Source organism: Herbiconiux sp., from assembly GCF_004297105.1.
In the GTDB taxonomy this organism is placed as follows: Bacteria; Actinomycetota; Actinomycetes; order Actinomycetales; family Microbacteriaceae; genus Herbiconiux.
In genome coordinates this window covers 358,293-384,570 of record NZ_SCVE01000012.1, presented here as the reverse complement: position 1 = coordinate 384,570, position 26,278 = coordinate 358,293, and the positions used below count along the sequence as shown (strand labels likewise).

Sequence of the window (26,278 nt, the reverse complement as noted above, 5' to 3'; positions counted from 1 at the left end):
AGTTCACACGTACACCTGGACCGTACAGCACAACGGTTGTGCTGCAAGGCGGGTGGGGGAGCGCACCTCGATGACGAAGATCGCTGTGGTAGGAACGGGCGCGAACGGCGCCGGAATCGGTGCCGACATGGCACGGAACGGGCTCGATGTGACGTTCATCGAGCAATGGCCGGCCCACGTGGAGGCCATCCGCGAACGCGGAATCGAGGTGCGGATGCCCGCCGGCCGCACCGAGATCACCCCGGTGAGGGCCTTCCATCTCTGCGACGTCGCCACCCTTCGCGAGACGTTCGACCTCGTGTTCGTGGGGGTCAAGGCTTACGACACCCGCTGGGCCTGCGAGCTCATCAAGCCTCTGCTGCACGAGAAGAGCCTCGTGGTGGGTCTGCAGAACGGGATGTCGATCGATGACGTGGCCGATGTGGTCGGCATCGACCGCACGATGGGCGCGGTGATCGAGCTCGCCTCCAACATGTGGGAGCCGGGAATCACGAACCGCCAGAACCCGCCCGAGGACTCGTGGTACGCGGTGGGCAGCATCTCGCCCGCCACGCACGGGCGGGAGGAGGAGGTCGCTGCGGCGCTCCGCTTCGCGGGCACCGTCGAGATCTCCGACGACATCCGCTCGTCGAAGTGGATGAAGCTCATCGTCAACGCCGCCGAGCTGGTGCCCTCCGCCCTGCTCAACCTCGAGCTCAACACCGCCGCCGAGGTGCCGGGCATGTACGAGTTCATGATGGCCTGCGGCAAGGAGGCGGCCCGAGCCGCTCTCGCCGACGGCAATCGCCTCCGCCCCATCTTCGGCATGGAGGGCGCCCTGCTCGACGACCCCGACGCGTTCGCCGAGCAGCTGTTCGAGATCGTGCTCACGAAGTACTCGCTGCCCGACACCAAGACCACTTCTCTGCAGGACTGGCTCAAGGGCCGCCGCAGCGAGGTCGCGGAGATCAACGGACTCGTGGTGGATGTGCTGACCCGCGCCGGCGAAGCGGCGCCGTTCAACCAGCTCGTCGTCGACCTCGCCCGCAAGGTCGAGTCGGGAGAGCTGCCCGCCGACCCGGCCAATCTCGAACTGCTGCTCACCGGGGTGCCGGTGCGATGACGGGCGCGAAGCGCATCGCCGTGCTCGGCGCGGGGGCGAACGGCGCCTCGATCGGGGCCGACCTCACCCGCGCCGGACTCGACGTGACCCTCATCGAGCAGTGGCCGGAGCACGTCGCCGCCATGCGGGCGCACGGCCTCACCGTGAACATGCCCGGCCGCTCGGAGAACACGGCGGTCTCCGTGCTCAACCTCTGCGAGGTCGCCACCCTCACCGAGCCCTTCGACGTGGTGCTGATGCTCATGAAGGCCTACGACAGCCGCTGGGCCGCCCACCTGATCGAGCCGCACCTCGCCGCCGACGGGCTCCTCGTGGGCGTTCAGAACGGCATGACCGTCGACGTGATCTCGGAGGTGGTCGGCGCCCATCGCACGCTGGGTTGCGTGATCGAGGTGTCATCGACCATGACCGAGCCGGGGGTCGTCGATCGGCACTCCGGACCCGATCGTTCGTGGTTCGCGGTGGGCAGCCTCACGGATGCGACGCGAGGCCGCGAACGGGAGGTGGCCGACCTGCTCGCCCACGCGGGCACGGTCGAGGTGGTCGACGACATCCGGGGCGCGAAGTGGATGAAGCTCGTGAGCAACTGCACGACGCTCGTCACCACGGCGAGCCTCGGCCTGCCCATGATCGCGGGCCTCGAGCATCCCGGCATGCGCGACCTCATGCTGCGCTCGGGCCAGGAGGCGCTCGATGTGGCGCGTGCGGCGGGGTTCCGGATCATGCCCATCTTCGGCCTGACCGCCGACGACGTGAGCCGGCCCGACGCGGTGGTGGAGACCCTCCTCGACACCCTCTACCGCGGGTTCGTGCTGCCGAACACCACGACCACGATCCTGCAGGACTGGACGAAGCGCCGGCACAGCGAGGTCGATGACCTCAACGGCTACGTGGTCGCCGAAGCGGCTCGGCTCGGCCTCGACGCGCCGGTCAACGCCGCGGTCACCGAGGTCGCCCACCGCATCGAGCGCCACGAGCTCGAGCCGTCGCCCGAGAACGCCGCGCTGGTGTCGCGTCTCGCGGGGGTGAGCGGGTGAGGCCGCCCCGCTGGCCATCGCTCAGCGGAAGATGTCGGGATGCTTCTCGAGTTCCAGCCGCGTGCGCTGGATGTGCATGACGAGCACACGCTCGGCGTCGTCGGCGTCTTGTCTGCGGATGCAGTCGACGAGCAGGTGGTGCTCCATGTGCGTGACCCCGATCGACGGGGCCCGCACCAGATTGGCGTACGCGCGGCGGTAGTGCTGCGTCGTGTTCCAGAGCCGGTGGATGAGGTCGGAGAGCATCGACGGAGGAGCACCCGCGTAGGTGGCCAGGTGGAAGTCTCGGTCGGTGCGCATGAAGAAGTCGACGTCGTCGTCGGCCTCCATCGCGTCGACCATCTGCTGCAGGCGGTCGATGTCGTCGTCGTCGAGCGACGGCATGCTCGTGCGCAGCAGAAGCGGCTCCACGCGCTCGCGCACCAGGTAGGCCTCGATGCACTCGGCCAGAGAGAGCTTGGCGACCCAGGCGCCCGAATTGGCCACCAGCGTCACGAGTCCATCGGAGTGCAGCAGCCGCAGCGCTTCCCGCACCGGGATCCTGCTCGCCCCGAACTGATCGGCCAGATCGCCCTGCCGGATCCTCGTGCCGGGCGCGAGTCGACCGTCGAGGATGGAGGTGCGCAGGCTGTCGGCGATGCGGTGGCTGGCCACGTTGTCGAGCGTGTCGTCGATGGTCATGAGTCTCCTCGCCTCGATTGTAGCCACGGGGCGCGGGCGGGCCGGCTCACTCGCCGGGCTGCGCCGGATGCCAGAGCCGCACCGCCGCATCCTGCTCGTAGGCCTTGCCGCCGGGGTAGCTCACGAGTTCGAACTGCATGCCCCAGGGGCTCAGGAAATAGACCCAGCGCTGACCGGCCGAGGCGTTTCCGCTCGCGGTGGGCTCACCGAGCACACGGATGCCGAGCTCGCGAAGGCGGCCGACCGCGGCGTCGAGATCGTCGACGTAGAACGCGATGTGGTGACCGCCGAGATCGCTGTTGCGCGGCTGGGGCCGCTGATCGGGGGCCACCGAGTACTCGAACACCTCGAAGTTCGGGCCGTGGCCGCAGCGGTAGAACCGGATCTCCTTGATCGCCGCGCGCGGATCGACGTTCAGGTGGTCGCGCATCCACTCGGAGTCGTCGTGGCGCATCCCGGGCAGCGAGTAGACGTACTCGCAGCCGATGGTGTCCACGAGGAACCGGTGGGCCTCCTCGAGATCGGGAACCGTGAAACCAAGGTGTTCCGCGCCGCGCAGACCGGGCAATGCCATTCAGGACTCCTTCGTCGAATGTATCCAACCAACGTAGATCATCCGGCTTGAGAGCACAATCAGGCTTGCAATGGATACATTGATGCCGTAGCGTGCCACTCAGAGCGCATCAGTAGCGCCGCCAGCATTTTGCAAAGGAGCAATTCGCATGCCCCGCACCACGCGTCTGAAGCCCGGGTCTCCCTGGGTCGAACTGCAGACGACCGCGGCGGATTGGAAGAACGCCGATCCCGCCCTCCTGACGACCATGCTCGCCCAGCTCCACCTCATCCGTGCCTTCGAGGAGACCGTGCTCGAACTGGCCGGCGAAGGCCTCGTGCACGGCCCGGCGCACTCGAGCATCGGCCAGGAGGGCGGCGCGGTCGGCTCGATCGTGGGTCTTCGCTCCAGCGACGGCGTGAACGGATCGCACCGGGGTCACCACCAGTTCCTCGCCAAGGCGCTCACCCACGTCGCTCCCGAGGGGTTCGACCTCGAATCACTCGTGCCGCCCGCCGTGCAGGAGGTGCTGCAGCGCACGCTCGCCGAGATCCTCGGCCTCGCCCAGGGCTACTGCCGGGGCCGCGGCGGCTCGATGCACCTCCAGTGGTTCGAGGCGGGGGCGCTCGGCACGAACGCCATCGTGGGCGGAGGAGTGCCGCTCGGGGCGGGCAACGCCTGGTCGCAGAAGCACGCGGGAACCACGGATGTCACGGTCAGCTACTTCGGCGACGGTGCCACGAACATCGGCTCGGTGCTCGAGAGCATGAACCTCACCGCCGCGTGGGATCTCCCGCTCTGCTTCTTCATCGAGAACAACCTCTACGCCGTGTCGACCCACGTGAGCGAGGTCACCAAGGAACCGCGCCTGTCGGCGCGCGCCCTCGGCTTCGACATCCCCGCCTGGCGCGTCGACGGCATGGACCCGCTCGCCGTGCACCTCGCCATGGAGCAGGCGCTCGAGCACCTCCGCTCGGGCGGCGGTCCGGTGGTGATCGAGGCCGAGGTGTATCGCTACTTCCACCAGAACGGGCCGTACCCGGGGAGTGCTTTCGGCTACCGCTCCAAGGAGGAGGAGAAGCAGTGGCGCGAGCGCGACCCGCTGCTCCGGATGGCCACCGAGCTCACCCGTCTCGGCCTGATCGATGACGCCGGCGTCGCCGCGGTGCGTGCGCAGGCCCAGGAGGCCATGCGCCTCGCGGCCGCCCAGCTCGTCGAGCCCGACCCCGACGCGAAGCCGGGCATCCGGCGGATCATGCCCGCACTCTGGCCCGACCCCGCCTTCGTCGACATCGGCATCCGCGGCGACCTGTCGGAGCTCTCCGGCGGCACCGTGGTCGAGGAGGCCGACTACACCGGTGCCACCACGACGGGCAAGTTCATCGACGCCGTCGCCGCCGTGATGGACCGGCGCATGGGCGAGGACGACCGCATCGTGGTGCTCGGCGAAGACATCCACCGCCTCAAGGGCGGTACGAACGGCGCGACGAAGGGACTCTCCGAGAAGTACCCCGGCCGCGTGCTCGGCACCCCGATCAGCGAGAACGCGTTCGCCGGACTCGGCGGCGGCATCGCGCTCGACGGCCGCTTCCGCCCCGTGGTGGAGTTCATGTACCCCGACTTCATGTGGGTGGCCGCCGACCAGGTGTTCAACCAGATCGGCAAGGCTCGCCACATGTTCGGCGGAGAGAACCCGGTACCGCTGGTGCTGCGCACCAAGATCGCGATGGGGTCGGGCTACGGATCGCAGCACCTCATGGACCCCGCCGGCATCTTCGCCACGAGCCCCGGCTGGCGCATCGTCGCCGCGTCGACCCCCTACGACTACGTGGGCCTGATGAACACCGCGCTCGACATGAACGACCCGGTACTCGTGATCGAGCACGTCGACCTCTACTCCGAGACGGGTGAGATCCCGGCCGACCTCGATGTGCGCATCCCGTTCGGCACGGCGGCGATCCGGCGCGGCGGCAGTGATGTGACGGTGATCAGCTACCTCTCGATGGTGCGGCACTCGCTCGAGGCCATCGAGCAGACGGGCATCGACGCGGAGCTCATCGACCTGCGCTTCCTCGACCGCGCCTCGATCGACTGGGACACGATCGGAACGAGCATCCAGAAGACCAACAGTGTGCTCATCGTGGAACAGGGTGCCCAGGGCACCTCGTACGGCGGGTGGCTCGCCGATGAGATCCAGCGCCGGTTCTTCGACTGGCTCGATCAGCCGGTGCAGCGCGTGACCGGGTCGGAAGCGTCGCCCAGCATCTCCAAGGTGCTCGAGCGCGCCGCGATCGCGCGCACCGAAGAGGTCGTCAGCGGTCTCGAGCGCGTGCGCGCCGCATTCGGACGGGAGGCCTGAGATGGTGTCGATCGTGCGGATGCCGAGCGTGCTCGCCGGCTCGGAGGAGGCCGCCATCGCGAACTGGCTGGTGAGCCCCGGCGACACGATCGCGGTGGGCGAACCGCTGGCCGAGATCGAGACCGAGAAGGCGATCGTCGAGTACAACGCCGAGGAGTCGGGCGTGGTCGGCCGCCTCGTGCTGGCGGCGGGCGCCTCGGGCGAGATCGGAGCACCCATCGCGGTGCTGATCGCCGACGGCGACTCGGAGGCCGACATCGATGCCGCGCTCGGCGGGGCAGTGGAGGCCGACGGTCCCGCTGGTGCGCCGGATGCCCCGGTACCGGCGCCCGCGCCGGAGTCCGCGGTGGCGACGGATACCGCCGACCCCGAGTCGGGTGCTCCCGTGATCGAGGCCGACTCGGTGACGGATGCGCCTGCCGCCGCCGGTGCCCCGGTGACGAGCGAGCCCACCGCGACCGCCCCGGCGCCGCGGCCCGCCGGAGAGCGCGCCTTCATCAGCCCCATCGCGCGCAAGCTCGCCCGCGAGTCGGGCATCGACCTCGCGAGCCTCACCGGTACCGGCCCGAGCGGCCGGATCGTGCGCCGCGACATCGAGGCGGCCCGCGACAGCGGGGCAGGGGCGTCGGCTCCGGTCGGCACGCCTGCCGCCCAGCCGGTCGCGGTGCCCGCATCCGCACCGTCGTCGGCGAACGACTCCTACGACCTCGTTCCGCACACGGGCATGCGCAAGGCGATCGCGCGCCGGCTCACGGAGAGCAAGGCGACCGTTCCGCACTTCTACCTCACCGCGGAGTGCCGGGTCGACGAGCTGCTCGCGCTCCGGGCGCGGGTGAACGAGACCTCGCCGGTGAAGATCTCGGTGAACGACTTCGTGGTGAAGGCCGTCGCGGCCGCCTTCGCCGATGTGCCCGAGGCCAATGTCACCTGGAGCGACGAGGGGATGCGGCAGCACCGCACCGTCGACATCTCGGTGGCGGTCGCGACCGACGGCGGCCTCGTGACCCCGGTCGTGCGCGACGTCGCCGGATCGAGCCTCTCCCAGGTGAGCGCGGAGATCTCGGCACTCGTGCAGAAGGCGAGAGACAAGCGCCTGAAGCAGGACGAGCTCGAGGGCGGGAGCTTCTCGGTGTCGAACCTCGGCATGTACGGCACGGTCGAGTTCTCCGCCATCCTGAATCCGCCTCAGTCGGGCATCCTCGCCGTGGGCGCGGCGAAGCCCCAGCCGGTGGTGATCGACGGCGAGCTCGCCGTGGCCACCGTGATGCGCTGCACGCTCTCGGTCGACCATCGCGCGGTCGACGGAGCGCTGGCGGCGCAGTGGCTGGCCGCCTTCACGCGGCGCATCGAGAATCCTCTCGGCATCCTGATCTAGGACCCACCCGACCACCATCTCAATGAGGAGAATCATGGCAGCACCAGGTGAGGCGACTCCCGCCTTCGAGGCGGGACGGCCCATCGTCTTCCGCTCGGCCACCGTGGTGACCGTCGACGCGGCCGGCGTTCTCGAGAACTCCGACGTGCTCGTGATCGACGACCGCATCGCGGCGGTCGGGCCGCAGCTGGAGGTGCCCCAGGGCGCGATCGAGATCGACGCGAGCGGGGGCATCCTGATGCCCGGCATGATCGACACCCACCGTCACATGTGGCAGTCGATGATGCGCGGCTACGGAGGGGACTGGGCGCTCAGCCAGTACTTCAACTTCTACTACCTCAACCACGGCTCGGTCTTCCGGCCCGAGGACATCCGTGCGGGCAACCGGCTCAGCGCCCTCGAGTCGGTGGACACCGGGGTCACCACCACGGTCGACTGGTCGCACGGTCTGCGCACGATCGAGCACGCCGAAGCCGCGGTGGATGCGCTGCGCTCGATTCCGGGCCGGTTCGTGCTCGCCTACGGCGACTACCTCGGCGCGCCCTGGGAGTGGTCGACGAGCGCCGACCTGCGCTCGTTCGCCGAGCACACCTTCTCGTCCGCCGATTCGCTGCTCACCCTCGAGCTGGCATTCGACGTCACCGGTCAGCCCGGCTTCCCCGAGGAGGCCGCCTTCCACGCCGCCCGTGACCTCGGGGTGCGGGTGAGCACCCACGCGGGAGTGTGGGGTGCCACCACCGACGTCGCCATCGATCAGATGTACGACGCCGGTGTGATGACCGACGAGGTCGACTACGTGCACTGCGCCACCCTGGCGCCCTCGAGCTACCAGAAGATCGCCGCGACAGGCGGCAGCGCCTCGGTCGCCACCGAGAGCGAGCAGAACGCCGGGCAGGGATACCCGTCGACCTGGCAGCTGCGCAAGTTCGGCATCCCCACCTCGTTGTCGATGGACACGAGCGTGTGGTGGGGCGCCGACTTCTTCTCGGCCATGCGTGCGACGCTCTCGAGCGACCGCTCGCGCGAGCACCTCGAGGCGCAGGCGCGCGACCAGACGGTGGTGGCGAACGCCCTCCGCGCCGAAGACGTGGTGCGCTACGCGACCCTCGGCGGCGCCCGCGCGATCGGCATGGAGGACAGCCTCGGCTCGATCACCGTGGGCAAGAAGGCCGACCTCGTGCTCGTGAAGAACGACGAGTCGCCGGCCATGACGCCCGTCCTCAACCCGTACGCGCACCTGGTGTTCCAAGCCGGCACGGCCGACATCCACACCGTCGTGATCGACGGACGCGTCGTGAAGTTCGCCGGCACGCGCATCGGTCTGCCCCTCGCCCCCGTGCGCGACGAGGTGGCGGCGAGCGTCGAGTACGTGCGCCGGAGCATCGGCGATGCGGCCTGGTTCGAGGGCATGCACCCCGAGCTGCCCGCCGACGAGGAGATCCCGAACCCCTACCTCTACTCCGAGTGGGATGGCGGAGACCAGAAGGTGAAGGCCCAGGCATGAGCGCCACGATGACGGACACGATGACCGCCGCGGTCTTCCGCGGCGCCCACGACGTGCAGATCGAAGCGCGTCCGATCCCGGTCCCCGGGCCGGGCGAGGTCCTGCTGCGCGTGACGGCATCGGGCATCTGCGGCACCGACTCGGCCGAGTGGGCGAGCGGGCCGCACCTCGCGGGCCGCGACCTCTCCGGCGAACCGCGCGACACCGTTCTCGGCCACGAGTTCGTGGGCACCGTTGTCGACCGCGGCGAAGGCGTCGAGGGCTTCCCGGTGGGCGCGACCGCCGTCTGCGGCGCCGGCGTCTCATGCGGGCACTGCGTGATGTGCCGTGCGGGTCGCACGAACGTGTGCCGCACCTACCACTCCCTCGGTCTGCAGGATGACGGGGGGCTGGCCCAGTACACGGTCGCGCCGGTCGGGATCCTCTTCGACGCCACCGACTCCGGGCTCTCCTCCGACACGCTCGCGCTGTCGCAGCCGCTCGCCGTGGCCGTGCACGCCGTGCGGCGAAGCGGCCTGCACGCCGGCCAGGATGCGGTGGTGATCGGGGCGGGCGGCATCGGCGGCTTCCTCGCGTACGTCGCCGCCGCCACCGGCGCCCGCGTGCTCGTGCTCGACCTCGATCCGTCGCGGCTCGACCTCGCCACGCGCCTCGGCGCCTCCGACACCGCGCTCGCCTCCGATGCCCCGCTCGGAGACGTGATCGCCCGGCTCGGCTACGAGCCGGAGGTGTTCTTCGAGGTCAGCGGATCGGCCCAGGGCCTCGCTTCGATCTTCGACGTCGCCGCCCCCGGAGCGGTGATCGTGCCGGTCGGCCTGCAGAAGAAACGCACCGAACTCGATCTCTCGCGCTTCACCCTGGCCGAGTTCACTCTCGTGGGCACCGTCGCGCACGTCGTGGCCGACGACCTGCCCGAGGCCGTGCGGCTGCTGGCCGCGCGCGCCGACGGCTGGAGTGACATCGCCTCCGAGGTGCTGCCGCTCGATCTCCTCGTGGAGCGAGGACTGCAGCCCCTGGCCGACGGATCGCCCACTCAGATCAAGACGCTCGTCGACCCCTGGATCGACGTGCCCCGCCCAGCCGACCACGCGAGCACGCCTTCCGCCACCGACCCGAACACCGCGGAGGCACTCTCATGACCACCCGCCTGCTCATCACGGGTGCATCCGTCGCCACGGTCGACCCCTTGCTCGGCGACCTCGAGCGTGCCGACATCCTCGTCGAGGATGGCCGCATCGCCGCCATCGCGCCCGATCTCGGCGACCTCGACGCCGAGACCATCGATGCGAGCGAGATGATCGCCATGCCCGGCATGGTCGACACCCACCGCCACACCTGGCAGACCGCGCTCCGGGGCATCCTCGCCGACGGGAACATCCCCGACTACCTCCGGGGCATCCGGCTGCAGATGGCCATCCGCTACCGCCCCGAGGACATGTACGTGGGCAACTACGCCGGCGCGCTCGACGCCCTCAACTGCGGCATCACGTCGATCGTCGACTACTGCCACAACATCCTCGACCCCGACTGCGCCCACGCGGCCGTCACCGGCCTGCTCGACTCCGGCATCCGCGGTCTCTACGGGCACGGGATGACGCCGGTGACGAGCAACACCTGGTCGCAGAGCGAGGGCGGCCGCGAGGGCGAGGTCGACCCGGCCGAGTTCGAGCCCCGGGCGCGCCTGGCCCGCGAGATCCGCGATCAGTACTTCCGCGACGAGTCGCAGCCGCTGCGGTTCGGTCTCGTGCCGCAGGAGCTGCCGATCGCGCCGGTCGCCGACGTGGCGGCCGAGTTCCGGCTCGCACGCGAACTCGGCGCCCGCATGACCATGCACGCCAACCAGCTCGCGGTGCGGCAGCTCTTCCAGGACGTGAAGGTGCTGCACGAGCACGACCTGCTGGGGCCCGACCTGCTGCTGGTGCACTGCTCGTTCAACACCCCCGAGGAGTGGGAGCTGCTGCGCGGCACGGGCACCACGGTGTCGGTGTGCGCCGAGACCGAGATGCAGATGGGGATGGGATTCCCCGTCATCCGCGAGGCCACCGAGTTCACCCCGGGGCCGAGCCTCGGCATCGACTGCGTGAGCGGCGACTCCGGCGACATGCTCTCGCACGCCCGGCTCGTGCTGCAGGCCACGCGCTGGCGCGACGACAGCGCCGGCTACGAGCGCCTCGTCGCCCCGCAGCAGATGAAGTGGACCACGAAGGACGCCCTGCGCTGGATCACCGCGAACGGCGCAGTGGCCGCCGGGATCGGCGACCGTGTGGGAACCCTCACCCCCGGCAAGCAGGCCGACATCGTGCTGCTCGACATGAGCGGCATCAGCCAGGCCGGCTGGAACCGGCGCGACCCCTCCGGTGCCACCATCGCGCAGACCAACTCGGGCAACGTCGACACGGTCGTGCTCGACGGGCGCGTGGTCAAGCGCGGCGGCCGGCTGGTGCACGTCGACCTGGAGGCGGCGCTGCGCCGCACCCGCGAGTCCCACGACTACCTCTACGAGCAGATGGACCGCCACGGCGGCTTCATCCCCCAGCCGCCCATCGACATCCCCCTCTACCGGGAACGCGCCTGACGGCGCCTCCCTCCCCTCCATCCCACCCGATTCCGCCCCACCCCCTGAAGGAGCCGACCCACATGACCGACAAGAAAGACATCCTCATCACCGGAGGCACCGTGCTCACCGGCCGGGCCGGCGACCCGGCCGTGGTGAACGATGTCCTGATCCGTGACGGCAAGGTCGCCGCGATCGGACGCGAGCTCGACGCCCCCGGCGCCGAGATCATCGACGCCACCGGCAGCATCGTGATGCCGGGCTTCGTCGACACCCACCGCCACACCTGGCAGGCCATCGTGCGCAACGTCGCGTCGGACTGGTCGCTCGACGAGTACATGGCCGGGCTCCACGTGGGTCTCAGCCGCCACTTCCGGCCCGAGGACACCTACGTCAGCAACTACCTCGGCGGCCTCGAAGCACTCGACTCCGGCATCACCACCCTCGTCGACTGGTCGCACAACCTGCGCACCGAGCAGCACACGGATGCGGCGATCGAGGCGCTGGAGGACACGGGGATGCGCGCGGTCTTCGCCCATGGCGGCGGTGCGGCGCAGTGGGGCGGCGAGATGCCCTCGCCCGTGGTGCACCCGCGCGAGGACGCCACACGTCTGCGCGAGGGCAAGTTCTCCACCAACGACGGCCTCGTCACCATGGCGCTCGCCCTGCGCGGCCCGCAGTTCACCACCCGCGAGGTCAACCGCGAGGACTACCGGCTGGCCAAAGACCTCGACCTGCGCGTGACGGTGCACGTCGGCGACGGCCACTGGGGCAAGATGCGCCCGATCATCATGCTGCAGGAGGACGGTCTGCTCTCCGACACCACGACGTATGTGCACTGCACGACGCTGAGCGACGAAGAACTGCGCATCATCGCCGCCACGGGTGGCTCCGCGTCGGTGGCGCCGGACGTGGAGGCGCAGATGGGCCACGGCTACCCGGCCACCGGGCGGCTGCTGGCCGCCGGTGTGCGCCCGTCGTTCTCGATTGACGTCTGCAGCTCGAACGGCGGCGACATGTTCGGCACCATGCGCACGGCCATCGGGCTGCAGCGGGCCGCCGACAACAAAGAGCTCGTCGACGCGGGTGCCGTGATCGAGCGCATCAGCCTCGAGTGCCAGGACGTCATCCAGTTCGCCACCCTCGACGGCGCGACCGCTGCCGGCCTCGGCGGCATCACCGGTTCGCTCGAGGTGGGCAAGGCGGCCGACGTGATCGTGGTCGACGGCACGACGCTCGCGATGTCCCCGCTCAACAACCCCTTCGGCAGCATCGTCTACAACGCCCACCCGGGCCTCGTGCACACGGTCGTCGTCGACGGAGTCGTGCGCAAGCGCGACGGCAAGCTCGTCGACGTCGACCAGAGGAAACTGCGCGCGGATGCGGCGAACGCCCGCGACTACATCCTGTCGCAGATGCCGACCGCGTCGGTCGACGGCGCCTGGCACCCCGAGGTCGTGCACGCATGACAGTGGACACACCGCGCGCGGCCGAGACCGTGACCGGGCGGCCGACCATCAAGCCCGTCACCCCGTGGGCGCGGGTGGCCTCCTGGCCTGCGGCCCGGGCGCTGCTGGCCGTGCTGGTGCTGTTCGCGATCAGTCCGCTGATCGCGCCGGGCAGCGTCTCCGCCACCGCCATGTCGTCGATGCTGCCGTTCGCGGCGCTCACGGCCGTGGTGGCCGTCGGTCAGACCCTCGTCATCCAGCAGGGCGGCCTCGACCTGTCGGTGCCCGGTGCCATCACGCTCGGTGCGCTCATCGTGGCGAAGTTCGGGGGTCCCGACCAGCTCGGCCTCGGCCTCGCGATCGTGCTCGCCCTCGTCGTCCCGGCGCTGTTCGGCCTCGTGAGCGGCCTCGTGATCGCATTCTTCGGGCTGCCGCCGCTCGTGGTCACCATCGCGAGCAACGCGCTCATGGTCGGCACGGTGCAGGCCGTCTCCGGTGGCTACGGCGCCCAGGTCGTCGACTCGCTGTCGGGCTTCTCGATCTCGCGCTGGCTCGGCATCCCCGTGCTCGTGATCATCGCCACGATCGTGGTCGTGGTGGTGCACGTGGTGCTGAAGGCGCTCCGCACCGGCCGCCGGTTCGAGCTCGTGGGTGCGAATCCCCGCGCCGCCCGGATCATCGGACTCACCACCAACGGCTACGTCGTGGCCGCCTACACGCTCTCGGCCCTTCTCGCCGCCGGGTGTGGAGTGCTGCTCGCCGGCCTGCTCCGCTCACCCACCCTGACCGCGGGAGACGCCTACCTGTTGCCCTCGATCGCCGCCGTGGTGCTGGGCGGAACCGCCCTCACCGGGGGCAAGGGGAGCGTCATCGGCACCGCGCTCGGTGCCCTCTTCCTCGGTCAGCTCGGCCAGCTCGTGCAGACCTTCACCCAGACCACGGCGGCCCAGAACATCATCCAAGCCGTGATCATCGCCGTCGGGATCGTCGTCCAGCTGAAGCTCGGCGGCAACACCTCCCGGCTCAAGGCCATGGTCAACCGCCGAAAGACCCCTGCCCAACCCACCGCACTCAACGAGGAGTCATCCTGATGAAGAAACCCGCACCACGCTCACGCACCACCCTCGCCATCGGCAGCATCGCCACGGCTTCGGCCCTGGCCCTGCTGCTCGGCGGTTGCTCGTCGACCAATGCCAGCGGAGGCGGCTCCACGGCCGGCGCCGCCGACATCGCCGTCGGGTCCGTCGGCACCATGGACCAGTTCGCCGACATCTCGAGCATCTGCCCGAGTGACGGCGACATCTCCCTCGGTGTCGTCGACGGCTACGGAACGAACTCCTGGTCGAAGACCGTGCGCGCCGAGATCGAGGCCGAAGCGGCCAAGTGCCCGGCGATCACCTCGATCGACTACGAGGCCGGCCGCGGTGACCTGCAGGCCACCACCGCCGCCATCACGAGCATGGCGGCCAAGGGCACCGACATCGTGCTCGTGATCCCCGACGCCGGACCCGGCGAGGCCCACCTCTCCGCGCTCCGAAGCGCGGTGCAGTCCGGCTCCACCGTGGTCGCCTTCGCCTCCGACCCCGAGGGTCAGGCCGGCTCCGACTACCTCGACTACACCGACTGGTCCCCCCAGTTCAGCGGCCGGACGTGGGCGCAGTGGGTGGTCGACCAGCTCGGCGACGCCGGCGGCAACGTCGCCTTCCTCGGCGGGCCGGCCGGTAGCGCCGTGTCGTCGCAGGAGCTGGAGGGAATCAAGGAGGTGCTGGCCGACAACCCGCAGGTGACCCTGCTCACCGATGACCCGGTGACCACGAACTGGGACCCGGCCCAGGCCCAGCAGGCGATGAGCGGACTGCTGTCGCAGTACCCGAAGATCGATGCCGTGATCTCCGACTACGGAGCGTCGACCGACGGTGTCATCCGCGCCTACGAGGCGGCCGGCATCTCACTGCCCGCCATCGCGACCACCGATCAGAACAGCCTGAGTTGCGGATTCGAGGCTCTCAAGGCCACGAACCCGAGCTACGAGCTGGCCACCGTGTCGTCGCGCACCTGGGTGGGCCGTGTGGCGCTCCGCAAGGCGCTCGCCTCGATCGGCGGCGTCTCCGACACCGAGCCGTCGATCTACGACCTGTCGCTCGCCGAGGACTCCTCGGGCAAGACGGATGGCGCCAAGACGCCGTCCGAGGTGTGCCAGAGCGGTGCCCCGGATGACGGATCCCCGTCATCGCTGCTCACCGCCGACGAGGTCAAGAAGGCGTTCTCCAACTGATGAATGAAACAGTCGACCAGCCCGTGCCGCTCCTCACGCTCTCGGGCATCGGGAAGCAGTACCCGGGTGTCCGCGCCCTCGACGACGTCGATGTCACGGTCTACGCGGGCGAGGTGCACGCGATCCTCGGAGAGAACGGGGCCGGCAAATCGACGCTGGTCGGCGTCGCCGCCGGGTCGGTCGTTCCCAACACGGGAACGATCGACCTGGCGGGGGAGACGCGCACCCGGATGCATCCGCGCGATGCCCGGGAGCGCGGTCTCGCCATCGTGTACCAGATCCCCGCTCTCGCCCCCTCGTTGACCGTCGTCGACGCGATGCTCCTCCTGCTCCCCGATTCCGTCCGGCCCTCCCGCCGCGCCGCGACCACCTGGACGGCGGAGCTCTTCGCCCGCCTGGGCCTGGACGTCGACGTGCGGCAGCGGGTCTCGGCCATCTCGCAGCGCGAGGCCCACCTCGTGGAGATCGCGGCCGCACTCGCCTCGGAGCCGAAGGTCCTCGTGCTCGACGAGCCCACCGAGGCGCTCGGCGCCGACGAGACCGAGTGGCTCTTCGCCCAGGTGCGGGCTCTTCTCGCGAAGGGCTCCGCCGTGGTCTACATCACCCATCGCATCCCCGAGGTGATGGCGATCGCCGAACGGATGACGGTGCTCCGTGACGGCAAGGTCGTGGGGCGGGGCCGCGTGTCCGACTACGCGGCCGACGAGATCGTCGAACTCATCGTGGGCCGCTCGCTCGAGACGACGTTCCCCGACAAGGCGACGGACCCCGACCGCCCCCTCGTGCTCGCCGCGGCGGGCTATTCGGGCCGCGCCTTCCGCGACGTCGACTTCGTCGCCCGCGGCGGCGAGATCGTGGGTCTCGCGGGCGTCGAGGGCAACGGCCAGCGGGAGTTCATGAAGGCGCTCGCCGGGGTCGTGCGCGGAAGCGGGGACCTCCGGTTCCGAGGCCGCGACATCAGCGGCCTGAAGTCGAAGAGGGCCGCAGCCAACGGCATCGTGTACCTGCCGGGCGACCGGCTCGGCGAAGCCATGTTCGGCCAGCTCAGCGTTCGGGAGAACGTGATCGCCCCCAACATCTCGCTGGCCATGCCCGCGGGCTTCGTGTCGCCCCGCACCGAGAGCTCCTTGGTGCACGAGGCCATGGGCGGCCTCGCGGTGAAGACACCGACGATCGAGACCCCGATCACCTCGCTGTCGGGCGGCAGCCAGCAGAAGGTGCTGCTCGCGCGTGCACGGCTCGGCAGCCCCTCCGTGCTCCTCGTCGAAGACCCCACCCAAGGCGTCGACGCCGGCGCCCGCGTGGAGATCTACGCGTTCCTCCGCGCGATGGCCGACGACGGGATGGCCGTGGTCATCCTCTCGACCGATGCCGTCGAGCTCGAGGGCCTCTGCGACCGGGTCGTGGTGTTCTCGCGAGGTCGCGTGCAGGCCGAACTCGAGGGCGACACCCTCACCGAGCGGCGTATCACCGGCGCGGCCGTGCTGTCGACCGAGACATCCATCAGCGAAGACGCGGATGCGGGTGAGCTCCGGTCGAAGAAGGGTCTCCCGTTCTACCAGCGCGGCGAGGTGCAGACGGTGTCACTCGTCATCATCACGATCGCACTCGTGTTCGTGACCGCGGGCGTCGCGCCGTCGTTCCTCAGCCCGCTCAGCATCGGCCAGCTGCTCGCGGCCGCGGCCATCCTCATCCTCGTGGGACTCGCGCAGCTCGCGGTCGTGATCACCGGCGGCATCGACCTGTCGATCGGGTCGGTGGTGGCGCTGTCGGCGGTGATCGTCTCGTTCTTCGGGGGAAGCGGACCGGGCGTGCTGGTGCTCGGTATCGCCGTCGCCGTCGTGGCCGGGATCGTGGTGGGCCTCGTGAACGGCCTGCTCGTCACACGGCTCGGGATGCCGCCCGTGATCGCCACCCTGGTCTCGTCGATCGCCGTTCTCGGCACCGCCCAGCTCCTCCGTCCCCAGCCGGGTGGACAGGCGAGCGCCGACCTCATGACCGCGCTCGGCACGGCCGTGGCCGGCATCCCGCTGGTGCTCATCGTGGCCGTGGTGATCGCCGTTCTGCTCTGGCTCGGTCTGAACAACACGGCGGTGGGCCGCGGCTTCCGGGCCGCGGGCTCCGATGCGGTCAAGGCCAACCGGATGGGCGTCGACGTCCCCCGGATGCGCCTGCTCGCCACCGTCGCGTCGGGGGTGCTGGCCTCGATTGCCGGTGTCGTGCTCTTCACCAAGACCGGCATCGGCGACGCGGGGGTGGGCCAGGCGCTGACCCTCACCTCGGTGACCGCGATCGTGATCGCGGGCGTGAGCATCTTCGGTGGATCGGGATCGGCGCTCGCCGTGGCCGCCGCCGCGCTCCTGCTGCAGACGATCACGAGCTCGCTGCCCTTCCTCGACGTCGACCTGTCCTGGCAGTACTGGTTGCAGGGCATCTTCGTGCTCGTGGCCGCGGTTCTGCCGATGGCCGTGCGCCTGCGGCGGAGGAGGAGGATCCCGCAATGAGCGACGACAAGCGGAACGACACGGCTGCGGCCGACCGCGAGCGGGTGCTCGCTCTCGACGCGGAGCGGTACGCGGCATTCCTCGGCTCCGACGTCGGCCGGCTGGATCAGCTGCTCGACGATCGACTCGGCTACGGCCACTCGAACACGCTGCGCGACACCAAGGCGGCCTTGCTCGACAAGCTCGCGAGCGGGAGTCTCCGGTACAGCCGGCTCGATCACGGTGTGCTCGACGTCACCGTGGCGAACGCGGACACCGTGCTCGTGCACGGCACCATGAACGCCTCGGCCGTCTCCGCGGGCACGGCGCTCGAGCTCGACAGCGTCACGCTGTCGGTGTGGGTGCGCGCAGATGCCCGCGCGGGCGCCGACTGGCGACTGCTGGCCTTCCAGCCGACGCCGCGGCCGAAGGTCTGACCGCCGGCGCCACGGAGCGCCGCGGTCCTCGAGCGGGGGTGGGGAACTACAGGGGATCCCCACCCCTCCGTTTCGCCTCGCGGGCTGACGTTCCCTCTCGGATACCCTGGGAGACATCGACCTGAGCGAAGAGGTGACATGACACGATCCGGTTCGCCGAAGGAGCGTCTGATCGACGCGGTGCGGGAGAACGGCGCACCCGGCATGGGCGCCGCGATCCGCGAAGCGCGATTGGCCTCCGGCATCTCGCTGCGCGAACTCGGCCGGCGTGTGGGCGTCTCGGCCAGCTTCATCTCGCAGGTCGAGCTCGGGCGCGCGACACCCTCCATCGGCACGCTCTACACGGTGGTCTCCGAGCTCGACCTGTCACTCGACTCGCTCCTGGCCACCGCGGTCACCGGTGCACCGATGGTGCCCGGTTCGGCATCCGCCCCCGAGGCCGAGGCCCTGCCGGCGGCCGAGAGGCTCACCTCGACCGGCATACCGGGGCTGCAACGGGCGGCGACGGCTCCCGACATCCGCGTCGAAGGAGTGCGCTGGGAGCGGCTGACGGTCACCGACGACCCGCTCGTGGAGTTCCTGCGCGTCACCTACTCGGCGGGCAGCGAGTCGAACCCGCCGGAGAACATGATGCGGCACGCCGGGTGGGAGTATCTGCACGTGCTGACGGGTCAGATGGATCTGCAGGTGGGCTTCGACAAAGACACCGTGCAGCCGGGCGACAGCCTGTCGTTCGACTCCACGATCCCGCATCGCATCAGCAACCCGTACGCCGTCGACTGCGTGTCGATCTGGGCCGTCGTGGGGCGCCACGGGTTCGCCCACCCGCGGGACATCGCCGAGCGTGTCGCTCGACTCGGCCAGAACAGCGGCGGCGAGGGTTTCGACTACGGAAGCCACTACGGCGCCACGGACTGAGCCGGGCGATCACGTCGATGACGTGGTCAGGATGCCGTGGGCTCGGTCACCAGGCGCCGCGTGACCTCCGCGATGGCCGACCAGTCCTGGCCACCGAGATCCGACCCGAGAGCCTGCTCGAACACCGAGCGGAGGGCGGGCACGGTCGGCAGGGTCACGCCGTACTGCTCGGCCGCCGATTCGACCAGGGAGAGGTCTTTCAGCCCGAGTTCCACGGTGAACCCCGGCGGGGTGTACCGGCGCTCGGCGATGAGCTTGCCGTAGCCGGTGTACGCCGAACCGGTGTAGGCGGCATCGGTGAGGATCTCGACGAACGTGGAGGGGTCGACACCGGCCGTCTCCACCAGCGTCACCGACTCGGCGAGGGCCTGGAGGGTGTGGATCAGGTTGAAGTTCACCCCGATCTTGACGAGGCTCGCGGTGGCCGGGTCGGTGCCGAGATACCAGGTGCGCTTGCCGATCGCGTGGAGGATCGGGTCGACCTGCGCCACGGCCCCTTCGGGCCCGGCCGTCACGATGTTGAGCTTGCCTGCCGCCGCCACCTCGGGCCGGCCCAGCACCGGCGCCGCCACGTAGTCGATGCCGAGCTGCGCGTGCCGGTCGGCCAGGCGGCGCGAGGCCGAGACGCTCAGCGAGGAGAGGTTCACGTGGATGGTGCCGGGCCTCGCGTGACCGAGTGTCCCGACGGTGAACACGGCGTCGGCCGCCTGGTCGTTCGCCACCATCGACAGCACGGTTGCGTGTTCGAAGGCCTCGCCGGCCGACGCGAGCGGCACGGCGCCGAGGTCGCGCATCCGTTCCACCGGTTCCGGCGAGCGATTCCACACGTGCACCTCGTGCCCGGTCTCGAGCAGGCGTGCCGCGAGGGCACTGCCCATCGACCCGAGGCCGACGAAGGCGACGGACGGCATCAGGCGCCGGGCCGGTTCAGATGCGACTGGCTGCTGCGCAACGGGTTGAGCGGGCCGTTGATCGTGAAGTACCGGTTGCCGCCGGCCACCAGCAGGTCTTCGGCGGGGAACTTGGTGATGACCTCGCATCCGTTCTCGGTGACGACCACCTCTTCCTCGATGCGCGCGGCGCCGATGCCGTCGGCCGAGGGCCAGTAGGTCTCCAGAGCGAACACCATGCCGGCCTCGAGCACCTCGGGGTGATCGAACGAGACCAGCCGCGAGAAGATCGGCTTCTCCCAGATCGACAGGCCGACGCCGTGCCCGTACTGCAGGGCGAACGCGGCCTCTTCGTCGGGGAACCCGAACTCCTCCGCCTTGGGCCACACCGCCACGATGTCGGCGGTCGTCGCCCCGGGGCGCACGAGAGCGATCGCGTTGTCCATGTACTCGCGGGCGCGCACGTACGCATCCCGCTGGGCTCGGCTCGCCGACCCCACCGCGAAGGTGCGGTAGTAGCAGGTGCGGTAGCCGTTGAAGCTGTGCAGGATGTCGAAGAACGCCGGGTCGCCCGGGCGGATGATGCGGTCGGAGTAGACGTGCGGATGCGGGGAGCAGCGCTCGCCCGAGATGGCATTGACCCCCTCCACGTACTCGGAGCCGAGGTCGTAGAGCGTCTTCGCCACGAGGCCCACGGTCTCGTTCTCGCGCACACCCGGCCGGAGGAACTCGTAGAGGTTCTCGTACGCGGCGTCGACCATCGACGCCGACTGGGTGAGGAGGGTGATCTCGTCCTGAGTCTTGACGCGGCGGGCCTCCATGAACACCTGCTGGCCGTCGACCACGGTGATTCCGGCGCGCTGGAGGGCGAACATGATCGGCAGCTCGATGACGTCGACACCGAGGGGCTCGTTCAGGAGCCCGAATTTCTCGAGTTCGCGCTTGATCTTCGCGGCCACCTCGTCGGCGATGCCGGCGTCGGGATGGAACGCGCCGCGGAGGGTGGAGATGCCGGCACGGGCACCGCTCTCGGCCCGCGGGCGGGTGGCGCCGTGATGCGGGGCGTGCGGATCCGCATCCATCTCGGAGTGGGTCTCGTTGAGCCACGGGTTGTGCAGCCGGTGGTGCTTCGCCGCCGAGCCGAAGTCCCATGAGATCGGGTCGGAGTTGCGCGTGAGGAGCGAGAAGCGGATGAGCTTGTCCATCGCCCAGGTGCCGATGTGCGTCGCGGTCATGTACCGGATGTTCGAGAAGTCGAACGCGAGCACCGCGCCGAGGTCGGAGGCCTCGAGCTGCGCCCGGAGGCGGCCGAGCCGCTCGTTGCGGAGGCGATCGAAGTCGGTTCGCGCCTCCCAATCAACTGCCATCGTGCCGGTGGTCGCCGTACTGATCACTGTCAGCCTCCTGAAACGTCGCTGTTTCACCTAGGACTTCACAAGGTGTGTACTAATACTACACACCTCGGGCCGGCGATGATCAGCTGATCAGTCGAGCGCGCCGTCGATGGATCGACCGCCGCGGTCGCGGCGCACGCGGAGGATCCGGCGCACCACGAGCCAGGCGATGAGACCCGCGATCGCCGCGTAGACCGCGTAGTTGAGGTACGACGAGTACTCGTCGATCAGGTCGTACTGGGATCCGAGGGCGGCGCCGAGCCCGATCAGCAGCCCGTTCCAGAGCGCGCTGCCGGCGAGGGTGAACACCGAGAACGTGAGCAGATTCATCCGCGACGCCCCCGCGGGCAGCGAGATCAGGCTGCGTACGCCCGGGATGAGCCGGCCGAAGAAGATCGCGGCCCGGCCGTGGCGCTCGAACCACGACGCCGCCTTCTCGAAGTCGTCACGATCGACGAGGGGCAGCTTCGACAGCATCCGGATGCTGCGCTCGAGCCCCAGCGCAGCGCCCAGCGCGTAGAGGATGAGTCCTCCGACGTAGGCGCCGAGGGTGCTCAGCACGACGACGAGCACGATGTCGAGGTCGCCCTGCGCTGCGAGGAACCCGGCGAGGGGGAGCACGATCTCGCTCGGGATCGGCGGGAACACCGTCTCCAACAGGGTGAAGACGCCCACTCCCCACTCCCCGATGCCCTTCATGAGGGTGGCGGCGAGGCCGACGAGGCCACCCGCCTCGCTGAGATCCGCGGCGGGGTCGGTCGCGGCGGCGGCGGGCGTGGCGAGCGCGGGGGCGGCGAACACAGGGCCTCCAGGAACGTGGGGTGTCGGGTGATCCGTCTCCTCCAGTGTCCCGCACACCGCCGTGCGGACCTGGGTATCGCCTGGATTCAGAGGCCCTGCGGCATAATCGACGCACAGCACCCAACGAAGGAGAGCGGATGTCGTTCCAGGCCTATCTCGACACGATCGAGGAGAAGACGGGGCTCACCCCGCGTCAGCTCATCGCCCTGGCCGCCGAGCGCGGGCTCGACACCCCGCCGGTGAAGGCCGGGCCCATCATCGAGTGGCTGAAAGACGACTACGGCCTCGGCCGCGGGCACGCGATGGCCCTCGTGGCCGTGATCAAGAACGGCGGCACCATCAGCGACAAGCATGTCGGCAGCGAGGGTGTGCACCGAGACGAGTCCACCGAGCTCTGGCTCGACGGCAAGGCCTCGAAGCCCACCCCCGCCTGAACGATCAGTGCTGAGCGGGCAGCTTCTTCACCGAGTCGAAGAGGAAGCGGTAGCTGAAACCCGCGATGAGCGCGCCCACGATCGGGAACACGATGAACACCCAGATCTGCGCGAGCCAGTCGCCGCCGCCGTAGATCGCCGTGGCGATGGAGCGGGCGGGGTTGAGCGACGCGTTGTCGATCGGGATGGTGACGAGCAGCATGATCGTGAGCGTGAAGCCGATCGCGATCGGCGCGAAGCCGGCCACGGCACGGGCGTGGGTCACGCCGAGGATCACCAGCAGGAAGAGGAAGGTGATGATGATCTCGGCCGCGATGGCGGAGCCGAGACCGAAGCCGCCGGGCGAGAGCTCGCCGTAGCCGTTCGACACGAAGCCGCCGGCGAGGGCGTTGTCGAGGAAGCCCGCGGGACCACCCGACGCGAGCGCGAACACGCCGGTGGCGCCGAGGATGGCGCCCACGAGCTGGGCCACGATGTAGAGCGGCGCATCCTTCCAGGCGAAGCGGCCGCCGGCGGCGAGGCCGAGGGTGACGGCCGGGTTGAAGTGGCCGCCGGAGATCGGGCCGAACGCGTAGGCGCCGATCATGACGGTGAGGCCCAGAGTGAGCGCCACGCCGAGGAAGCCGATGCCGAGCGGCGTGCCGTCGGCGAAGCCGAAGGCGGCGGAGAAGGTGGCGGCGCCGACGAGGGCGAACACGAGCAGGAAGGTGCCCGCGAGCTCGGCGATCAGCTTGGCGACGAGCGACGGCTCGGTGGGCTGGGGCGCAGCAGGATAGGACATCGGTTTCCCCCTAGGAGTAGATGGTGATGCGCGCTGAGGCGACATCGCCGGGCCGAACGGATGCGCGCGCCTCCCAGGATATCGTCAGGTTCGGGTCGGTTCAGGCCGACGCGGCGCGCGCCTGGAGTGCTGCTTCGCGCAGCATCCGGAGTCGTCGGTAGTACGCCGCCAGCCGCGAGACCAGGATGGCGGCCAGAACGATCGAGATCGACGAGCCGAGCAGCACGGCGAGCGTGCCCTCGTCGGCCACCTCCGGCGAGTTCGCGAATGCGAGCTCGTTCATGAGCAGTGACACGGTGAATCCGACACCACCGAGGGCGCCCGCCGTGATGAGGCCCTGGAGGGTGAGGTGCGGGCGGCGCTCGCGTGGCCCCACGAAGCCCGACAGCCAGCCGCCGAGGGTGATACCGATGACCTTGCCGACGGGCAATGCGATCAGGATGCCCCAGAACGGCGCGGCGAGCTCGGAGGGCGCGACCTGAGGGATGGCGACCAGCGCCGCGGAGAACGCGAAGAGGGGCAGGACCACACCGTTGGTCACCGGTTCGAGAGCGTGCCGCACGTGCATGCCGGGCACACGGGCCATGGCGAGTCCGAGCGCGACGCCGGCGATCGTCGCGTGCACTCCTGAGAGGTACACGAGCGACCACGTGACCAGAGCGACCGCCACCATCGCGACCGCGACCAGCACGCGCAGTGCGGGGCGTTCGGCGGCCGCGCCGCGGAGGAGCCGGCTGAGCAGACCGAAGGCCACCACACCGAGGGCCGCGCAGGCGATCAGCAGCAGATCGGGGTCGGCCGTGAAGAACACGGCGATGATGAGGATCGCCACGATGTCGTCGAGGATGGCCAGGGCCAGGATGAAGATGCGCAGCCGCGACGGGATGCCCTTGCCGAACACGGCGAGCACCCCGAGCGCGAACGCGATGTCGGTGGCGGTGGGGATGGGCCAGCCGCCCTCGTACCCCGAACCGGCCGTGATCGCGAGGTAGACGAGCGCGGGGACGGCGACCCCGCCGAGCGCCGCGATCGCGGGGCGAACCGCCTTCGACACCGAGTTCAACTGACCCACCGCGAACTCGTTCTTGAGTTCGACGGCCACCACGAAGAAGAAGACCGCGAGCAGGCCGTCGCTGATCCAGTGGCCCACGGAGAGGTCGAGGGGGGTGCCGGGGATGGCGAGGTGCGCATCCTGCAGGTTCATCAGCGCAGGTCCGAGAGGGGTGTTCGCGGCCAGCAGTCCGAGGGCGGCGGCCACGAGGAGCAGAACGGCGGCAACCCGTTCGGAGCGGATGATCGTCATGCGGTGTCCTTGCTGCCGCCGTCGCGGCGCGGTCGAGGGTCTGAGGCGATCGAGCGATCACCTGCCGACCAGACTTCCCGGCACTCCTTCTTCTGATCCTATCCTCAGGGAGCTTCGCGGGATGAGGCCGCCGCTAGACTCCCGTTCGTGGCCGACAGCGAACCGCAACCCGGTATCTACCAGCACTTCAAGGGCGCGCTCTACGAGGTGGTCGGCGTGGGCCGGCACAGTGAGACGGAAGAGCGCCTCGTGTTCTACCGCAAGCTCTACGACGACTACTCCTTCTGGGTGCGGCCGCTCGCGATGTTCGTGGAGCAGGTCGAGCGCGACGGGTATCGCGGCCCGCGGTTCACGCGCGTGGCCTGAGACGGCGGCGCACGCAGCACGCCCATCAGCGCAGGTACGCGTTCACGATGAGGTCGCCGCGCAGGGCGCGCAGGCGGTCGAGCACCGTGTCGACCACCCGGTCGGTGACTCCGGATGCCTCGACGTCGTGCGGACCGAGCGCGCGAAGCGGCCGGCACCGGATGCGCACCACCTCCCAGCGCGCCTCCCGCAGCAGCGCGTCTTTGCGTCGGTCGGAGTGCTCGCGCGGGCCGACGTGCTCGAGACCGAAGCGCCCGGCCGTGTCGTACTCGATGGCCACCCGGAACTCGGCGAGCACGATGTCGGGCCACACCTCGAGCCGGCCGAAGAACGGGCGCCCCACGGCGACCGCGTTCGGGGTGAGGTCGACATCGAGCCGCAGGTCGAGACGGCGGCGTAGTTCGGCTTCGGCGGCCGAGGCTGGCTTCGGCGCGTCGTGGCTGAAGAACGCCGTGCCAGGCGGGATCGAGGTGATGGCGGAGGTGACGACGTCGCGGCGCGCGGGTGGGCTGGGGCGGCGCGCATCCGCCGGCCTGATGCGCGTCGGGGAGGCGAGCTCGCTGCAGGTCGGGCACCACGCCGAGCGCCGGCGCCTGCCGCCCGGCCGGCCGCGCTGCTCGGCCGGCGTGGCCACGAAGAAGTGGCCCGCGTCGCACTGCCACACCAGGTACACCTCGGCCACGGGCGGGATCTGCGAGAGCACGATTCCCCGGTTGAACCCCGGATGGTACTGCCGCACCAGCATCGGAAAACTCGACCACTCCGCACGGTACTGCCCGAGCGGATAGGGCACAGCCCGGCCCTTCGAGCGCTGTCGCCGCGCCCACCAGGCCTCGATGTTCTCGGGCATGCTCCTCTTCGGTGCTCCTCTTCGGTGTCGCCTCCAATGGCGCCGAGATTACGGCCCACCACCGACACGTGAGCCTCCGGCGTCGGTGGTGCCGCTTAGCGTCGCCCCATGGGTGATGATCCGAACCACAGGCGGTGCGGCATCCGGGTGCGGGGTGAGCGCGGTGACGGGTGCGGGCAGCTCGTCGCCGCATCCGCTCCCCTCGACCTCTGCGCCGAGCACCTGCTCGAGGCTTACGAGCACGTGGCCGGCGAGGTGGGGGTCACCGATGTGCTGCCGGTGCCGTGCCCGGCGTGCGCCTCGCGGCTGGGCGTGCGCTACCCGAGCGGGTGGTTGTGCGCGGTGTGCGAGTGGCGCCTCGGCGATCGACCCGATCAGGAGGGCCGTGCGGTGCGGGTCGACGTGGTCTACTACCTGCGCTGGCGCGATCGCGTGAAGATCGGAACCTCGTCGAATCCCCGCGCGCGGCTTGCTCAGCTGCGCTTCGACGAGCTGCTGGCCTTCGAACGGGGAGACAGGATTCTCGAGCACCATCGGCATGTGCAGTTCGCGCCCTATCGCCTGGGCGGGGAATGGTTCGACTGGGCCGCGCCCATCGCGGAGCACGTGCGACTGCTCGCCGAGGGGATGGGCGATCCGTGGGATCTCCATCGGCGCTGGCGGAGCGAGAGTGCGGCGCTCGCGAAAGAAATTCGGGAGATCGTCGAGAAGTGACGTCATGATCCGGTCTGAT

The 26,278-nt window shown here is 69.8% G+C and carries 24 protein-coding genes; 16 read left to right on the top strand and 8 right to left on the bottom strand.

Going from position 1 to position 26,278, the window contains the following annotated elements; all coding sequences use genetic code 11:
* The first annotated feature begins 70 nt into the window (after positions 1–70).
* Positions 71–1,102: a 2-dehydropantoate 2-reductase N-terminal domain-containing protein gene (locus EPO52_RS08220; RefSeq protein WP_290804524.1), complete on the top strand. Its 1,032-nt coding sequence runs from the start codon at positions 71–73 to the stop codon at positions 1,100–1,102.
* Positions 1,099–2,139 (top strand): 2-dehydropantoate 2-reductase, encoded by a 1,041-nt coding sequence (locus EPO52_RS08215; protein ID WP_290804521.1) that lies wholly within the window; start codon positions 1,099–1,101, stop codon positions 2,137–2,139. The genes EPO52_RS08220 and EPO52_RS08215 overlap by 4 nt, the downstream gene beginning before the upstream one ends.
* A gap of 21 nt (positions 2,140–2,160) precedes the next feature.
* Here the strand turns inward: EPO52_RS08215 and EPO52_RS08210 are convergent, their stop codons facing one another.
* Together EPO52_RS08210 and EPO52_RS08205 are read right to left on the bottom strand one after the other, a co-directional pair.
* A complete protein-coding gene (locus EPO52_RS08210) occupies positions 2,161–2,820 on the bottom strand; it encodes a GntR family transcriptional regulator (protein ID WP_290804518.1) in 660 nt (219 codons plus the stop codon).
* A gap of 46 nt (positions 2,821–2,866) precedes the next feature.
* Positions 2,867–3,394: a VOC family protein gene (locus tag EPO52_RS08205; protein ID WP_290804516.1), complete on the bottom strand. Its 528-nt coding sequence runs from the start codon at positions 3,392–3,394 to the stop codon at positions 2,867–2,869.
* Between the two features lie 148 nt (positions 3,395–3,542).
* On the opposite strand from EPO52_RS08205, the gene EPO52_RS08200 reads away from it, so the two are divergent.
* The 11 genes from EPO52_RS08200 to EPO52_RS08150 all read left to right on the top strand — a co-directional run bounded on the left by EPO52_RS08200 (position 3,543) and on the right by EPO52_RS08150 (position 18,726).
* Positions 3,543–5,732, top strand: coding sequence for an alpha-ketoacid dehydrogenase subunit alpha/beta (locus EPO52_RS08200; protein ID WP_290804513.1), 2,190 nt, complete (start codon positions 3,543–3,545; stop codon positions 5,730–5,732).
* A gap of 1 nt (position 5,733) precedes the next feature.
* Positions 5,734–7,107 (top strand): dihydrolipoamide acetyltransferase family protein, encoded by a 1,374-nt coding sequence (locus tag EPO52_RS08195; RefSeq protein ID WP_290804510.1) that lies wholly within the window; start codon positions 5,734–5,736, stop codon positions 7,105–7,107.
* Positions 7,108–7,141: 34 nt separating this feature from the next.
* Positions 7,142–8,611: an amidohydrolase family protein gene (locus EPO52_RS08190; protein ID WP_290804507.1), complete on the top strand. Its 1,470-nt coding sequence runs from the start codon at positions 7,142–7,144 to the stop codon at positions 8,609–8,611.
* The gene (locus tag EPO52_RS08185) at positions 8,608–9,750 is read left to right on the top strand and encodes an alcohol dehydrogenase catalytic domain-containing protein (RefSeq protein WP_290804504.1); all 1,143 of its coding nucleotides are present in this window, start codon (positions 8,608–8,610) and stop codon (positions 9,748–9,750) included. Before EPO52_RS08190 ends, EPO52_RS08185 begins: the two co-directional genes overlap by 4 nt.
* Positions 9,747–11,186 carry an amidohydrolase family protein gene (locus EPO52_RS08180; protein ID WP_290804501.1) on the top strand — a complete coding sequence of 480 codons (1,440 nt, stop codon included), beginning with the start codon at positions 9,747–9,749 and terminating at the stop codon, positions 11,184–11,186. Before EPO52_RS08185 ends, EPO52_RS08180 begins: the two co-directional genes overlap by 4 nt.
* A 62-nt stretch (positions 11,187–11,248) precedes the next feature.
* Complete coding sequence (locus tag EPO52_RS08175; RefSeq protein WP_290804499.1) at positions 11,249–12,634, top strand: amidohydrolase family protein; 1,386 nt, start codon at positions 11,249–11,251, stop codon at positions 12,632–12,634.
* Positions 12,631–13,704 carry an ABC transporter permease gene (locus EPO52_RS08170; RefSeq protein ID WP_290804496.1) on the top strand — a complete coding sequence of 358 codons (1,074 nt, stop codon included), beginning with the start codon at positions 12,631–12,633 and terminating at the stop codon, positions 13,702–13,704. Before EPO52_RS08175 ends, EPO52_RS08170 begins: the two co-directional genes overlap by 4 nt.
* Positions 13,704–14,888: a substrate-binding domain-containing protein gene (locus tag EPO52_RS08165; RefSeq protein ID WP_290804493.1), complete on the top strand. Its 1,185-nt coding sequence runs from the start codon at positions 13,704–13,706 to the stop codon at positions 14,886–14,888. The genes EPO52_RS08170 and EPO52_RS08165 overlap by 1 nt, the downstream gene beginning before the upstream one ends.
* A complete protein-coding gene (locus tag EPO52_RS08160) occupies positions 14,888–17,392 on the top strand; it encodes an ATP-binding cassette domain-containing protein (RefSeq protein ID WP_290804490.1) in 2,505 nt (834 codons plus the stop codon). Before EPO52_RS08165 ends, EPO52_RS08160 begins: the two co-directional genes overlap by 1 nt.
* Positions 17,389–17,808, top strand: coding sequence for a nuclear transport factor 2 family protein (locus EPO52_RS08155; protein ID WP_290804487.1), 420 nt, complete (start codon positions 17,389–17,391; stop codon positions 17,806–17,808). Before EPO52_RS08160 ends, EPO52_RS08155 begins: the two co-directional genes overlap by 4 nt.
* 138 nt (positions 17,809–17,946) lie before the next feature.
* Positions 17,947–18,726, top strand: coding sequence for an XRE family transcriptional regulator (locus tag EPO52_RS08150; RefSeq protein WP_290804484.1), 780 nt, complete (start codon positions 17,947–17,949; stop codon positions 18,724–18,726).
* A 26-nt stretch (positions 18,727–18,752) separates the two neighbouring features.
* Here the strand turns inward: EPO52_RS08150 and EPO52_RS08145 are convergent, their stop codons facing one another.
* From EPO52_RS08145 to EPO52_RS08135, 3 genes are all read right to left on the bottom strand, one after another.
* Positions 18,753–19,637 (bottom strand): NAD(P)-dependent oxidoreductase, encoded by an 885-nt coding sequence (locus EPO52_RS08145; protein ID WP_290804481.1) that lies wholly within the window; start codon positions 19,635–19,637, stop codon positions 18,753–18,755.
* A complete protein-coding gene (locus tag EPO52_RS08140; RefSeq protein ID WP_290804479.1) occupies positions 19,637–21,010 on the bottom strand; it encodes a Xaa-Pro peptidase family protein in 1,374 nt (457 codons plus the stop codon). The genes EPO52_RS08145 and EPO52_RS08140 overlap by 1 nt, the downstream gene beginning before the upstream one ends.
* Before the next feature lie 90 nt (positions 21,011–21,100).
* Positions 21,101–21,709 carry a DedA family protein gene (locus tag EPO52_RS08135; protein WP_290806156.1) on the bottom strand — a complete coding sequence of 203 codons (609 nt, stop codon included), beginning with the start codon at positions 21,707–21,709 and terminating at the stop codon, positions 21,101–21,103.
* Between the two features lie 239 nt (positions 21,710–21,948).
* Between EPO52_RS08135 and EPO52_RS08130 the strand changes: the two genes are divergently transcribed.
* Positions 21,949–22,245 carry a DUF4287 domain-containing protein gene (locus tag EPO52_RS08130; protein ID WP_290804476.1) on the top strand — a complete coding sequence of 99 codons (297 nt, stop codon included), beginning with the start codon at positions 21,949–21,951 and terminating at the stop codon, positions 22,243–22,245.
* A 4-nt stretch (positions 22,246–22,249) separates the two neighbouring features.
* Here EPO52_RS08130 and EPO52_RS08125 read toward each other — a convergent pair whose 3' ends face one another.
* Together EPO52_RS08125 and EPO52_RS08120 are read right to left on the bottom strand one after the other, a co-directional pair.
* A complete protein-coding gene (locus EPO52_RS08125; protein WP_290804473.1) occupies positions 22,250–23,026 on the bottom strand; it encodes an aquaporin in 777 nt (258 codons plus the stop codon).
* Positions 23,027–23,126: 100 nt separating this feature from the next.
* Positions 23,127–24,329 (bottom strand): Na+/H+ antiporter NhaA, encoded by a 1,203-nt coding sequence (locus tag EPO52_RS08120; RefSeq protein ID WP_290804472.1) that lies wholly within the window; start codon positions 24,327–24,329, stop codon positions 23,127–23,129.
* A 147-nt stretch (positions 24,330–24,476) separates the two neighbouring features.
* On the opposite strand from EPO52_RS08120, the gene EPO52_RS08115 reads away from it, so the two are divergent.
* Complete coding sequence (locus tag EPO52_RS08115; RefSeq protein WP_290804470.1) at positions 24,477–24,695, top strand: DUF1653 domain-containing protein; 219 nt, start codon at positions 24,477–24,479, stop codon at positions 24,693–24,695.
* Positions 24,696–24,720: 25 nt separating this feature from the next.
* Here the strand turns inward: EPO52_RS08115 and EPO52_RS08110 are convergent, their stop codons facing one another.
* On the bottom strand, positions 24,721–25,545 hold the full coding sequence (locus tag EPO52_RS08110) for a hypothetical protein (RefSeq protein WP_290804467.1): 825 nt from the start codon (positions 25,543–25,545) through the stop codon (positions 24,721–24,723).
* 108 nt (positions 25,546–25,653) lie between these two features.
* Between EPO52_RS08110 and EPO52_RS08105 the strand changes: the two genes are divergently transcribed.
* Positions 25,654–26,259, top strand: coding sequence for a GIY-YIG nuclease family protein (locus EPO52_RS08105; protein WP_290804465.1), 606 nt, complete (start codon positions 25,654–25,656; stop codon positions 26,257–26,259).
* Positions 26,260–26,278: the final 19 nt, after the last annotated feature.

Coding starts and splice junctions, on each gene's coding strand:
- EPO52_RS08200 (WP_290804513.1), top strand. CDS start 3,543: ATGCCCCGCACCACGCGTCTGAAGCCCGGGTCTCCCTGGGTCGAACTG.
- EPO52_RS08105 (WP_290804465.1), top strand. CDS start 25,654: ATGGGTGATGATCCGAACCACAGGCGGTGCGGCATCCGGGTGCGGGGT.
- EPO52_RS08150 (WP_290804484.1), top strand. CDS start 17,947: ATGACACGATCCGGTTCGCCGAAGGAGCGTCTGATCGACGCGGTGCGG.
- EPO52_RS08175 (WP_290804499.1), top strand. CDS start 11,249: ATGACCGACAAGAAAGACATCCTCATCACCGGAGGCACCGTGCTCACC.
- EPO52_RS08205 (WP_290804516.1), bottom strand. CDS start 3,394: ATGGCATTGCCCGGTCTGCGCGGCGCGGAACACCTTGGTTTCACGGTT.
- EPO52_RS08165 (WP_290804493.1), top strand. CDS start 13,704: ATGAAGAAACCCGCACCACGCTCACGCACCACCCTCGCCATCGGCAGC.
- EPO52_RS08215 (WP_290804521.1), top strand. CDS start 1,099: ATGACGGGCGCGAAGCGCATCGCCGTGCTCGGCGCGGGGGCGAACGGC.
- EPO52_RS08130 (WP_290804476.1), top strand. CDS start 21,949: ATGTCGTTCCAGGCCTATCTCGACACGATCGAGGAGAAGACGGGGCTC.
- EPO52_RS08125 (WP_290804473.1), bottom strand. CDS start 23,026: ATGTCCTATCCTGCTGCGCCCCAGCCCACCGAGCCGTCGCTCGTCGCC.
- EPO52_RS08170 (WP_290804496.1), top strand. CDS start 12,631: ATGACAGTGGACACACCGCGCGCGGCCGAGACCGTGACCGGGCGGCCG.
- EPO52_RS08220 (WP_290804524.1), top strand. CDS start 71: ATGACGAAGATCGCTGTGGTAGGAACGGGCGCGAACGGCGCCGGAATC.
- EPO52_RS08160 (WP_290804490.1), top strand. CDS start 14,888: ATGAATGAAACAGTCGACCAGCCCGTGCCGCTCCTCACGCTCTCGGGC.
- EPO52_RS08110 (WP_290804467.1), bottom strand. CDS start 25,545: ATGCCCGAGAACATCGAGGCCTGGTGGGCGCGGCGACAGCGCTCGAAG.
- EPO52_RS08155 (WP_290804487.1), top strand. CDS start 17,389: ATGAGCGACGACAAGCGGAACGACACGGCTGCGGCCGACCGCGAGCGG.
- EPO52_RS08190 (WP_290804507.1), top strand. CDS start 7,142: ATGGCAGCACCAGGTGAGGCGACTCCCGCCTTCGAGGCGGGACGGCCC.
- EPO52_RS08120 (WP_290804472.1), bottom strand. CDS start 24,329: ATGACGATCATCCGCTCCGAACGGGTTGCCGCCGTTCTGCTCCTCGTG.
- EPO52_RS08195 (WP_290804510.1), top strand. CDS start 5,734: ATGGTGTCGATCGTGCGGATGCCGAGCGTGCTCGCCGGCTCGGAGGAG.
- EPO52_RS08185 (WP_290804504.1), top strand. CDS start 8,608: ATGAGCGCCACGATGACGGACACGATGACCGCCGCGGTCTTCCGCGGC.
- EPO52_RS08180 (WP_290804501.1), top strand. CDS start 9,747: ATGACCACCCGCCTGCTCATCACGGGTGCATCCGTCGCCACGGTCGAC.
- EPO52_RS08135 (WP_290806156.1), bottom strand. CDS start 21,709: ATGAAGGGCATCGGGGAGTGGGGAGTGGGCGTCTTCACCCTGTTGGAG.
- EPO52_RS08210 (WP_290804518.1), bottom strand. CDS start 2,820: ATGACCATCGACGACACGCTCGACAACGTGGCCAGCCACCGCATCGCC.
- EPO52_RS08145 (WP_290804481.1), bottom strand. CDS start 19,637: ATGCCGTCCGTCGCCTTCGTCGGCCTCGGGTCGATGGGCAGTGCCCTC.